This window comes from Phaeodactylibacter xiamenensis (assembly GCF_965229835.1).
Classification (GTDB): domain Bacteria; phylum Bacteroidota; class Bacteroidia; order Chitinophagales; family Saprospiraceae; genus Phaeodactylibacter; species Phaeodactylibacter xiamenensis.
Window position 1 is genome coordinate 461997 of the sequence record NZ_OZ245931.1, and the last position, 11760, is coordinate 473756.

Here is an 11760-nt window from a genome sequence, read left to right on the forward strand (position 1 = left end):
TTAAAAAATTGTTGCTAAGGCCCAGGAGTTGAACGTTTGCGGGGTGCCATAAAAAACGCTGCCCCGCACATCCTTACGGAGGCGGGGCAGCCCACACTATGAGAACACCCATTAAATTGTTCGCTTCTAATACGATGGCCGGAGGGTAATTGTTATACGGAAGGATGTTAGCGTTTTTAACGTCCGTTAACTAAATCTGCTAATGCTCTGATAAGCGCTGGGTTGCACGTTAAAATGACTGGGAAAGAGTGGCGTTAATACCTTGTTAAAGCATAAAAAAGAACCGCAGGCTCCAATAGCACATGGACTGTTCGGGGCAAAAATTGTATTTTCGGCACTATGATCAAGCAAAAGACCATAGATGAAATCATGGAAACCGCCCGGGTGGAGGATGTGGTCGAAGACTTCGTTAATCTTAAGCGGCGGGGTGTAAATTTGATTGGGCTATGCCCTTTTCACAATGAGAAAACGCCTTCTTTCACCGTTTCGCCTTCTAAGGGGATTTACAAATGTTTCGGCTGCGGAGAAGGTGGTGATGCCCTGAAGTTTGTCATGGAGCACGAGCAGCTCTCTTACCCGGAGGGCCTGCGCTACCTGGCCAATAAGTATGGTATCGAAATAGAGGAAACGGAAGTCAGTGACGAGGCCCGTGCCGAGCGGCAGCATCAGGAGAGCCTGTTTTTGGTCAACGAGTTTGCCAAACAGTTTTATCAGGAACAGATGTTTGAGACTGACCGTGGCAAAAGCGTAGCCCTGAGCTACTTCAAGCAACGCGGCTTTCGCGAGGAGGTCATCAAAAAGTTTGGACTGGGGTATGCCCCTGCCGGTAAAGACACCTTTACCCTGACTGCCGTCCAAAAAGGGTATAACGCAGATTTGCTGAAGCAGCTCGGACTAACTTCACAGTACGGGCGTGATTTTTTCCGGGACCGGGTGATGTTCCCCATTCACAATCTCTCCGGAAAGGTCATAGGTTTCGGCGGGCGCATCCTCGTGAAGGATATCAAGGCCCCGAAGTACGTCAATACGCCGGAGACGGAAGTCTACAACAAAAGCAAAGTCCTTTACGGTGCGTTCCATGCCAAACAGGCCATCCGTAAGCTCGATGAGTGCATTCTGGTGGAAGGCTACACGGATGTCATCTCCCTGCATCAGGCAGATGTAAAGAATGTCGTGGCTTCTTCAGGCACCTCACTTACCGTGGGGCAAATCAGCCTGATTAAGCGGTATACCGAAAATATAAAAATCCTCTACGATGGGGATAAAGCCGGTGTCAAAGCTGCCCTACGGGGGCTTGGGCTGGTATTGGAGCAGGGGTTGAATGTCAAAATCGTACTCCTGCCGGATGGCGAAGATCCTGATTCCTATGTACAATCTGTAGGTACGGATGCTTTCCGGAACTACATTGATCAGGAAGCTAAGGACTTCATCATGTTTCAGGCGGGACTGTTGCAGGAGGAAGCTGCAGGCGACCCGGTAAAGCTGTCCAAACTCATACAGGAAATCGTTGAGAGTATTTCTAAGATTCCTGACCCGATCAAACGCTCGCTGTACGTCCGGGAGTGTGCCAACCTGATGGGCGTGGACGAGCAGCTTCTGGTCAATGAGGCCAATAAAGCTGTGGAGGCAAGGCTGCGCAAAAAGGAGCAGGAGCGTCAGCGGGAAGCCCGTCAGCAGGAACGTGCCCGCCGCCTGCAGGAAGCACCTCCACCATCGTCTCCCAAATCGCTGCCTCAGGGGCCTCCTCCTCCCGGTGCCGGAGACGAACCGCCTTTTCCTACTGAAGAGCCGGGAGGAATTACAGACCTGCCGTTCGAAGAGCTGCCGCCGGAAGAAATGCCGGCTCCCGTTCGGGAAAAACCAGTTGGCGATGGTTTCCAGGAGCGGGACCTGGTCCGGATCCTGGTTACTGGCGGTGATGCTCAGTTTGATCAGGAGGATGGTCTTACCGTTGCTGAGTACCTCATCGCCAATGTGGAAGATGTGCTTGATGAGTTCGACAACAGCCTGTATCAGCGGGTTTTTCAAATTGCCATGGAGGCACTGTCGGAGGGCAAGGCTGTTACGCCCAAGCTGTTCCTACACCATATTGAGGACGATGTGCAGCGGCTGGCCGTGGACTTGTCGGCTTCTCCTTATGAATACAGCGAAAACTGGGCGAATAAGTGGGAAATTTTCCTAAACACCCAGAAAATGCCCGATGAGAATTTTGCCAAAGACAGCCTTTCTGCCATGAAACGGTTCCGGCTTCGCAAACTCAATCGCATGATCATGCAGAACGCGGATCAGCTCAAAGCAGTAATGGAAAAAGGAGAGGGGGATTACATGGTCCACCTGAAACTGGACCAAAAGCTAAAGCAGCTGCGTAACGAATTGGCTAAGGAGCTGGGGACGGTGGTGTTTTGATGTGCCAATAAAATGCCGCAGCCCTGTAAGGACTGCGGCAAATATACCTGTTAAAGTGACGGAGAAAGATATAAATGGCATCATTTATGCCTGTTTGCCCGTGAGGTCACGGCCAGGCAGACATGTCCGTCAACCTGCTTAGGTTGTCTTTTGCTTACTTGTTCTGATCGATGCAGTTCAGGTCTTCAAATGCCTGCTTCAGGCGGGTTTTGAAGCTTTCTTCAGCCGCACGCAGCCATTTCCGGGGATCGTAGAACTTCTTGTTCGGTACATCATCACCATCCGGGTTGCCAATTTGAGCCTGCAGATAGTCATGGTGCTTCTGATCATAGTTGCGGATGCCGTCCCAGAAGGCCCACTGCAAATCGGTATCGATATTCATCTTGATGGCTCCGTATTCGATAGCTTCACGGATTTCTTCGCGGGAAGAACCGGAACCACCGTGGAATACGAAGTTGATAGGGTTATCTCCTGTACCAAATTTCTCCTTCACATACTCCTGTGAATTCTTAAGGATAACAGGCTTCAGCTCAACATTACCCGGCTTATAAACGCCATGCACGTTACCGAAAGCAGCAGCAATAGTGAAGCGCTCGCTGATCTTATTAAGGGCTTCATAAGCGTAGGCAACCTCTTCAGGCTGTGTGTAGAGGCGGGAACTGTCGACATCTGTGTTGTCCACACCGTCTTCCTCTCCACCGGTCACGCCAAGCTCAATTTCGAGCGTCATGCCGATTTTGCTCATACGCTCGTGGTACCTGGCGCAGATTTCTACGTTTTCTTCCAGGCTTTCCTCGGAAAGGTCGAGCATGTGAGAACTGTAGAGCGGATAGCCGCGATCTTTATAGAATTTCTCTCCGGCTTCCACCAGTCCGTCAATCCAGGGCAGGAGTTTTTTCGCGCAGTGGTCGGTGTGCAGAATGACGGTCACACCATAAGCCTGTGCCATTGTATGCACATGCATTGCCCCGGAGATTCCTCCCAGGATGGCAGCGCGCTCCCCTTTATTGGAGAGGCCTTTGCCGGCTACAAAGCTGGCACCACCATTAGAGAATTGGACGATAACGGGGGAATTGACCTCCCGGGCAGTTTCGAGTACTGCATTAATGGAGTTGGTGCCTACCACGTTGACGGCAGGCAGTGCGAAATTGTTTTCGTTTGCATAGTTTAGCAATTCGGTAACCTCGTCACCGTGAAGTACACCCGGGCGAAAGCGGGTTGCGGTTGCAGTTGACATATTATTGGGTTCGGTTTTGAAAAATTAATGGCTATATCACCGAGGCGGTAATATAGCCATTTTCTATGTTTTGGGCGAGCATCGCCCCCCTTTTGGAGCGGGAATTGATTTAAATCACCCCTTCTTCGGTCAAATAACGCTCTGCATCGAGGGCAGCCATGCAACCTGTACCCGCTGCGGTTACTGCCTGACGGTATACGTTATCCTGGGCATCACCACTGGCAAAGACGCCTTTGATGTTGGTTTTGGTAGTCTTGCCTTTGGTCACGATGTAGCCGGTCTCGTCCATATCCAGCCAATCTTTGAAGATCGCTGTATTTGGCTTATGACCAATGGCTACAAAGAAGCCTTTGACCGGGATGACGGAAGTTTCTTTGGTTTGGTTGTTGATGATACGTACGCCTTCCACTTCCTCTTCGCCAAGGATTTCCTCGGTTTCTGTATTCCAGTGAATTTCGATATTCTTGGTGTTCATCACCCGTTCCTGCATGATTTTAGAAGCCCGCAGCTCGTCCCGGCGCACCAGCATGTGCACTTTCGGGCTGAGCTTGGAAAGGTATAAAGCTTCCTCTGCAGCCGTATCTCCGCCACCAACGATGGCAGTTTCCATACCGCGGAAGAAGAAACCATCGCATACAGCACAGGCAGATACACCTTTATTGGTTAGCCGCTTCTCAGACTCCAGCCCCAGCCATTTGGCGCTGGCTCCTGTGGAGATGATAATGCTGTTGGCGTGGATTTCCTGACCGGATTCTGTCCAGGCTTTATGTACCGGCCCGGTAAAGTCCACCTTGCTAATCAGCTCATAACGTACATCAGTGCCAAAACGCTCCGCCTGCTTACGGAAGTCCTCCATCATCTGCGGGCCCATGATGCCTTCGGGATAGCCGGGGTAGTTTTCCACGTCAGTGGTAATCATGAGCTGGCCGCCTGGCTCTGGCCCGGTATACAATACGGGAGACATATTGGCACGCGCGGCATAAACAGCAGCGGTGTAACCCGCAGGGCCGGAGCCGATAATAAGGCATTTTACTTGTTGGATATCTTCTGCCATCGTGGTTTTTCTTTGTAGTTTTTTACTTTCCGGGCAAAAATAAAAAGTTTGGGCAAAGTGGTCTGTAATTACCGTCACAGTTTCATGCCCGACTTTCTTTTGTACCGATTTAGAAACGCTTCCACACTGCTCCCGGTTGAGTCTTTTTCATCTTGCTATTGTCAAAGAGAATCCGGGCGTACATTAGCGGGAAAAAAATTGGCATCTTTGCGGGCGTATCAAAACCGTTAGCATGGCCGTATCATCACTGGAAAGACGCCTGATGGGATGGGCAGCAGGGCTTATGCTCCTGAGCTTGTTTGTGAACCTGGGCGTACAGCCGGTTTACCTCGAAGAACCTCGCCGGGCATTGATTGCTATGGAGATGCAAGAGAATGGGAACTATATTGTCCCGCGGCAATTGGGAGACTTTTATTACAAAAAGCCACCTGTATTTAACTGGCTGATTATCGGCAGTGCTGCGCTATTTGGTGAATACAACCGGTGGGCATTGCGCCTGCCTACGGTTTTGTCCCTGATGTTTACCCTGCTGCTTTTGTATCAGATAGGGCGCAGGCACCTCAGTGCAGATTTTGGCCGGCTTTGGGCGTTGTCCTACGTTTTTTGCGGTGCCATCTATTTTTACTTTTCTATGCTGGGGGAAATTGATGTTTTCTACAGCCTGATTACCCTGGGCAGTATGCTGGTGTTCTTTCACCACGAGCAGAAGGAGCGCTGGAGCCTGATGTTTGCCGTGAGCTACGGGCTAGCCGCTGTGGGGTTGCTGACCAAGGGGCTGCCTTCCATCCCTTTTCTGGGGCTGACCGTTTTAGCCTGGCTGATTTACCAAAAGCGCTGGCGGCTGCTCTTTTCCTGGCAGCACCTGCTGGGAATCATGGTTTTTGTGGGCCTTGCCGGGGGCTACCTTGCCCTTTATAATCAGTACAACAGCCTGGACAATTATCTGGCGGACCTCTTTTCCGAATCTGTGGGGCGCACTGCCGTTCAAAACAGCCTGGGGCGCACAATGGAGCATTTGTTCACTTTCCCACTTGATACCTTGAAGGACACCCTGCCCATGAGCTTGCTACTGCTGCTCTTCTCCACGCACCGGGGCATATGGAGACAAATCAGAGCACAGCCTTTACTGGCTTTCTCAGTTGTTGTGTTCCTGGCGAATTTTGTGGTCTACTGGCTGGCACCCGGCGCCAAGCAGCGCTACATTTATATGTTGTATCCTTTGCTGTTGTCCGTGGGCGTCTATGCGTGGCAGGAGCGGGGTGCATTGGCCCGGTGGCGGGAACGTACCTTTCAGGTTATCGTAGGCATACTGTTGGTGGTGCTATCACTTGGCGCTATTGCCCTGAATGTTGTCCCCGCGTTTGACTTTTTGCCCGGGCGTGTATGGATCACCGGCCTGGGCGCTCTTGTATTTGCCGGTCTGGCTTTTTTGCATTTCAGAAAGCCGGCCCTGGCGCTTAACTGGCTGCTGTTTGGGCTGGTTGCCGGGCGCTTTCTCTTCGCGTTTGCTATTCTTCCGCAGCGGGCGCACGACAGCGCCGGGCAGTTCAATACAGACCTGGCTCACGAAATACAAGCCATTGCGGGTGAGGCGCCACTGTATATGTATCAGGACGGCCGTATTTCCTACACTGTGATTTACGAACTCAACCGCCTGCGCGGCAAAACAGTGCATTTTAACAAGGATTTGGAGCCGGGCAGTTTTATGATGGTGCCTGAAGGTGAATTCCCGGCTTACGAGCCGCTGTTGGAAATCCCCTTTCACGACGGAGATTTTGTACTGATTCAGGTGAAGTAGGGGAGTAGGTTGGTAATCAGATAATTAAGAAGCAACCTCTTTACGTTTAATTATAGCCTTTAATTCGGTAAGCGAGTATGCCCACCCACTCCTTGATGATTAGTTCCCACAAGTAAAAAGTCCGGGCGCTGGGCAGTATGAGCTGCTCGGGCGAAGGAGCCCATTCTTCCGTCAGGTAATCTACGGCGAAGGGCGTCACTTCCAATCCTACCTGTTTAAAGCAAGCGTTGGCCCGGGGCATATGCCAGGCGGAAGTGAGGAGCAGAAAAGGGCCTTGCAGTTGCTGTTCTTCGATCAATGCCTTCGAAAAGGCCGCATTTTCATATGTATTTCGGCTTTGATCCTCCACGATGATATCCCTGCGTGGTACGCCCATGGTTTCTAAAAAAGCGACCACCTCGCTGGCTTCCGGCGGGTTCCTCTTGGTAATGGAGCCCTGCCCTCCGGTAAGTAGAAGCTTTCGGACTTTCCCTTTCTTGTACAGCTCCAGGGCATTCACAAAGCGGTTGGCGCGTTCATTGAGGTTATGCCGGTCGTGGGCAGGGCGTATGTTGAGGTTGGAATAGCCCCCGAGCAGGATGCCCACGGCGTAGGGCTTTTCAATCTTATCGGCCGTCACCGTTTCCGGCTCCCAGGCGCTGATCACCATATTGAAAATGAACCCGTTGGAGAACAACAGCAGCAGCACAAGGGCAAACATCACATACCTGCGCTTCCGTTCGGGCCTGGCAGAAAACCAGCTCAAAAATAGCAATCCTGCCACCCAGGTGATGGGCTTGAGGAGGAAAACCAGCACTTTGGACAGGATAAAAAACATGATTTTAAAAGTTTGGCATTCTTGGGCCTTCCATCAACCGTTCCCAGAACATCATAAGCAGTTCCGGTTGGGTCAGCGCGGCAAGAAGAATCATGAAGGTAACTCCGTAGACCGCGCCCCAAAGGTGGGCATCGTGCGCAATAAGGTCCTCGCCATGCTTCGACATGTAAGAGGAATACCACAGATAGCCTACTGCCAGAATAACGCCCGGCACCGGAGGAAAGATGAACCAGTTCCAGGGGTCGAACAGGATGTAAGCCATCACCAGTGCAGAAGTCGCCCCGGAAGCACCAACAGCGGAGTAACCGTGGTTGTCCTGATGCTTGAAATAAGAGGGGATATCTGATACCACGATCGCAGAAAGGTAGAAAAACAGAAAGACGATGCGCCCAATAGCTGGCGAAAAGAGCCATTGCGTGAAAATCTGCTCCAGAATATCCCCAAACAGGTAAAGCACATACATATTGATGGCCAGGTGGCCCCAGCTTGCATGGATAAACCCGCTGGTAAGAAAACGGGACATCTGGCCAAATTCCTTAATGGAAGCCGGATGAAAGGCAGATTTGTAAAATAGCTCCCGGTTGTTGAACGCCTGATAGGAAATCAGAGCGGTTATACCAATCAGGATAATCGTCAGGCTGATACTCATAGTTGTGGTTTCTAGTCGTTATGATAAGGCTCATTGTTGAGGATGGTCATGGCGCGGTAGATTTGCTCTGCCATAAACAACCGGATCATCTGATGAGAAAACGTCATGTCCGAAAGCGAAATTTTGTAGTCGGCTCTTTCGTAGAGCGCTGACGAAAAACCAAAGGCACCTCCAATGAGGAAAATGATGCGCCGGTGGCTCAGCTGCAACTTGTGGTTGATGAATTCAGCAAAGGCGCTTGAGGTCATTCGCTTGCCGCGCTCATCCAGCAGGACCAGATAGTCACCGGGCTGTAAAGCTTTGAGCACGGTTTCGCCTTCTTTGTCCTTGAGCTGTACCGGGCTTAGCTTACCTGCTTTTTTAACGTCAGGCAGGATGTTGAACTCAAACTTCAGGTAGTGTTTCAACCGTTTGGTGTATATTTCAATACCGGTTCCCAGGTAGCGTTCATTGGTTTTTCCAATCGCCCACAGTTCTACTTTCATGTCGGGAAATTAGGAATTATTCTTCAAATGCAGATAATTCGGCAGTAAGGGTGTGGCGTTCGGGGTATTGTTCCCGCAGTTCCTGTGCCAGTTCTGACACAAACTTCTGAGCGTTGAGGGACTGCAGGTGCCGCAGGGCAAGGGCGATGCGCCGTGCCGTTTTGGGGCCCACGTAGTGCCGGGCGTACTCGTGGAGGAGTTGGCGGTACAGCTGTTTTACCCGTTCGGGGAAACGGGAGAGCAGGGTTTCATCTACTTCGCCGAGCAGATCGAGGGACTGCACCTCTTCTGTGTAAGCCATCAGTATCGCCCACTGTTCTTCGGCAAGCAATAAGCCGGCGAGGGTATTGCGCAGCTCAGCGCTGTAGGGGCGCTGCCGCAGCTGAGCCAGGGTGTTTTCAAAAAGAGCAGGTCGTTCCGTCTTTGGCGTGGCTTCCCGGGCTTTTTTATAGAACTGCAGGTCAAGCTTCCGGAAAAATTGCAGGAGGGCATAGGTTTTGATGCTGTTCAGATCTGCTTCTGCTTCCGCCAGTTGGAGGAGCAATGCTTCCAGCTGGTCCTTATAATCTTCGGGCAGGTCCAGCCGCAGCCCGATCTGCGCCAGTGCTTTTTCCCGGGGGCGGTTGTTCTGCCGCTGAGCCTGTTTGATGGCGAATTCCAGTATATCAGGGGAGGTGAGGTGGGCTTCTATCAGCTTACGGGCTTTTTCTACTCTGTCGAGTTGTTCCAGAACAGCAATTTGCAACAGGATATAATCCGCCCCTGCCCCGTTTTTTTCTTCTTCCTGACTTGCCCGTTCTTCCAGCGTTCCGAGCAGGGCCTCTAATTGAGAAGACTCTTGTGCGGTCTTAAGCATCAGCTTGAAAAAGTATCTGTCCAGTTGGTTGCTTTGGTAGGTGCGCTTGGGGTACTCGCGTTGGCAATCAGCCCATAGCCGGCGCAGCAACTGTGGGGCAGGAGAACGCTCAACGAGCTCAAGGAGGTAGTCGAAAGCGCCTACCACCCGGGACCTGACTTGTTCCCGCCGCTGCTGTACTTTGGACAAGACAGGGCTGATTTTCTCAATTATACTCAGTGCTATATCCGCCAGTTCCACCAGATTTCCTGCGTCCAGGTGTTGTTCCATTTGCTGATGCAGCTCATCAAGTACTTTACTTAGGCGCTGGGCACCGCGCAGGGTAATCTGCCGGTCTGACTTGCGCACCGCATTTATGGTGGTATCCAGTAGCTGTAAGTATTTTTCCTTACTATTGAGGTTGGAAACAGATGAGGCAAAGCGGGCTTTCAGAGCAATTGCAAAATTACGGTTGGTGCGTGCGTACTCCCGCACAAAGCCAATCAGTTCTGCGGGGTCTACCTGATCGAGTACCACACCGGTCGTCAGACGTTGGGGGTTATCTGTGGCCTTTTTCTTTTGCTCGCGTTTTTCCTTTTGCTGTTGTTGCCTTTGGCGCACCTGTAGTAAAGTACCGGTCAGATGCCCGCAGATACCTGATTTCTTAAAGGTGCCGCATTCACAAGTACCAGCGGAAACTTTTTGGCCGGAGAGTTGAACTTCCACCTCAAAGCCTTCGGACTGCGCGATCCAAAGTTGCTTTTCCAGTTCGTGGAGCCCTTCCACTGCACCGTCTTCCAGCAAGGCTTCTCCTTCCAGGAGCGCTGACTCAGGCACTTCATTCTCTAGCTTGCGCAGTAAAAAATTCATATCCTTGGGCTCGCTTCGTGTTGGGCAGTGGTATGCCAGTGGATAAAAGTGTATCCATTATAATGAGCACAAACGGATATAGTTCGTAAGAAACGTTTATTGAAGCTGAATTTTGTACCAGGACCGGACTTGCTGCTTGCGGTTGAGCAGCCCCGGAGCGGCCGCCGCATCTTTTTGCTCATATATGAGCGTCAGGCGGTTGTTTTTGCTTCGGGTGAGGGTGACCTGCTGAGGGATGCTCTCCGAATGGCTTTCAAAAACGGCGGTGTTGGGCGTAGCGTATTGCAGGGCAAAACGGACTTGCTGATCCTTGCGGAAATCTGTCGAAAAATATAGCGTTTCACCGTCCTGGAAAATACGAATGCGCTCAGTTACTTCGCCCTGCGCAATCTGCCCTTCGATAGCATGATCGCCAATTTTCTTCCACTGTATAGCCGGATGAGCTTTGGAATCCTGTGGTTGCCATTCTCCCTCCATCCAGTCGAAGCGGCTGAGGGATTCGAGTGCCGCAGAGGCCGATCGGTTTTTAGCGAGTACGAGCCTGCGGTCGGCTGGCCCTTCGTTAATCGGGCGCTGCCGTTGCTGTTCGGCTTGCTGAGCGTATAGGGTCTGCCGCAGTTCTTCAGCGGCTTCTATGTCATCAGCCTGCAGGCGTTCGGAGGCCAGGGGCTGAGGGCTTTGATTGAGCAGCCGGGTTGGTTTTTCACCTACCGCTATGGAAATCAGGATGGCGACTACCGCCAAAAGCAGGACGGCTGCTGCCATCGAGATTGTACGAAGCGTAGACAGGCGGTTGCGGCTGCGGTGCCCGTCGAGGCGGCGTTCCAGTTTGTCCCATGCCCTCGGGGACGGGGCGGAATCGAACAGGTGCTGGTTGTCCTGAAATATGGAAAAGAGATCTTTTTTATTGGCCATGATCTGGCGTGTTTTTACAGGGTTAATGTAACGTTGAGCATGATTTACCGTTTCCTTCTATTCAGGTGAATCATGAAAGCCAGGCGGTTCATTTATTGAATTTTTGAAGCCCGGGGTAGCCAAAATCTTCAAGCATATCCTGCATTTTCTTTTTGGCCAGTATAAGCTGTGACTTCGAAGTATTGATGCTGATGCCCAGCATGTCAGCAATTTCCCGGTGCTTGTAGCCTTCCAGTACGTACAGGTTGAATACCGTGCGGTAACCAGTGGGCAGCTTGCTCAGCAGCCCCAGGATGTCTTCTGCTGCCATCCGGTTGATCACATTGGTGGTGGTCGGCTGATCCACTTCGCTGATTTCCAGCGTCAGGCGGAAATTGTGCCGCTTGCGTAAAAACATGAGCGATTCGTTCACCACAATCCGCCGGATCCAGCCTTCAAAGCTGCCGCTGCCTCTGTATTGGTGCAGGTTGGTCAGTACTTTGTAAAAGGCTTCCACCAGGACATCCTCTGCATCTTCCGGAGACTTGACATAGCGCTTGCAAACACCGTACATCACCGCAGAATAACGGTCGTACAGGGTTTTCTGCGCGCGCCGGTCGTTTTGCCGACAAGCTTCAATCAAGTCTTCCTCTGTCACAAACTGATATTTTCGATTCACAACTTTCATCACATTAGAGCAGATGCAAAAGATAAG

The 11760-nt window shown here is 51.5% G+C and carries 10 protein-coding genes; 2 read left to right on the forward strand and 8 right to left on the reverse strand.

Features of this window, described 5'->3' with window-relative positions:
- Window positions 1–339: 339 nt before the first annotated feature.
- Entirely contained in the window at window positions 340–2406 is a 2067-nt protein-coding gene (gene dnaG / locus ACO08I_RS01655; protein ID WP_282776882.1) for a DNA primase, read from the forward strand.
- 154 nt (window positions 2407–2560) lie between these two features.
- On the opposite strand, the gene fbaA is transcribed toward dnaG, so the two are convergent.
- Together fbaA and trxB are read right to left on the reverse strand one after the other, a co-directional pair.
- On the reverse strand, window positions 2561–3643 hold the full coding sequence (gene fbaA, locus ACO08I_RS01660) for a class II fructose-bisphosphate aldolase (protein WP_282776880.1): 1083 nt from the start codon (window positions 3641–3643) through the stop codon (window positions 2561–2563).
- Between the two features lie 109 nt (window positions 3644–3752).
- A complete protein-coding gene (gene trxB, locus ACO08I_RS01665; RefSeq protein ID WP_282780676.1) occupies window positions 3753–4697 on the reverse strand; it encodes a thioredoxin-disulfide reductase in 945 nt (314 codons plus the stop codon).
- A 232-nt stretch (window positions 4698–4929) separates the two neighbouring features.
- Between trxB and ACO08I_RS01670 the strand changes: the two genes are divergently transcribed.
- On the forward strand, window positions 4930–6495 hold the full coding sequence (locus ACO08I_RS01670) for an ArnT family glycosyltransferase (protein WP_421948268.1): 1566 nt from the start codon (window positions 4930–4932) through the stop codon (window positions 6493–6495).
- A 46-nt stretch (window positions 6496–6541) separates the two neighbouring features.
- Here ACO08I_RS01670 and ACO08I_RS01675 read toward each other — a convergent pair whose 3' ends face one another.
- The 6 genes from ACO08I_RS01675 to ACO08I_RS01700 all read right to left on the reverse strand — a co-directional run bounded on the left by ACO08I_RS01675 (window position 6542) and on the right by ACO08I_RS01700 (window position 11703).
- Window positions 6542–7312 (reverse strand): YdcF family protein, encoded by a 771-nt coding sequence (locus ACO08I_RS01675; protein ID WP_282780672.1) that lies wholly within the window; start codon window positions 7310–7312, stop codon window positions 6542–6544.
- Between the two features lie 4 nt (window positions 7313–7316).
- On the reverse strand, window positions 7317–7961 hold the full coding sequence (locus ACO08I_RS01680; RefSeq protein ID WP_044226273.1) for a rhomboid family intramembrane serine protease: 645 nt from the start codon (window positions 7959–7961) through the stop codon (window positions 7317–7319).
- 11 nt (window positions 7962–7972) lie between these two features.
- A complete protein-coding gene (gene rlmH / locus ACO08I_RS01685) occupies window positions 7973–8446 on the reverse strand; it encodes a 23S rRNA (pseudouridine(1915)-N(3))-methyltransferase RlmH (RefSeq protein WP_421948269.1) in 474 nt (157 codons plus the stop codon).
- Window positions 8447–8462: 16 nt separating this feature from the next.
- Entirely contained in the window at window positions 8463–10151 is a 1689-nt protein-coding gene (locus ACO08I_RS01690; protein ID WP_421948270.1) for a hypothetical protein, read from the reverse strand.
- Window positions 10152–10247: 96 nt separating this feature from the next.
- The gene (locus tag ACO08I_RS01695) at window positions 10248–11066 is read right to left on the reverse strand and encodes a DUF6265 family protein (RefSeq protein WP_421948271.1); all 819 of its coding nucleotides are present in this window, start codon (window positions 11064–11066) and stop codon (window positions 10248–10250) included.
- Window positions 11067–11154: 88 nt separating this feature from the next.
- Window positions 11155–11703, reverse strand: coding sequence for an RNA polymerase sigma factor (locus ACO08I_RS01700; protein WP_282780663.1), 549 nt, complete (start codon window positions 11701–11703; stop codon window positions 11155–11157).
- Between the last annotated feature and the right edge of the window lie 57 nt (window positions 11704–11760).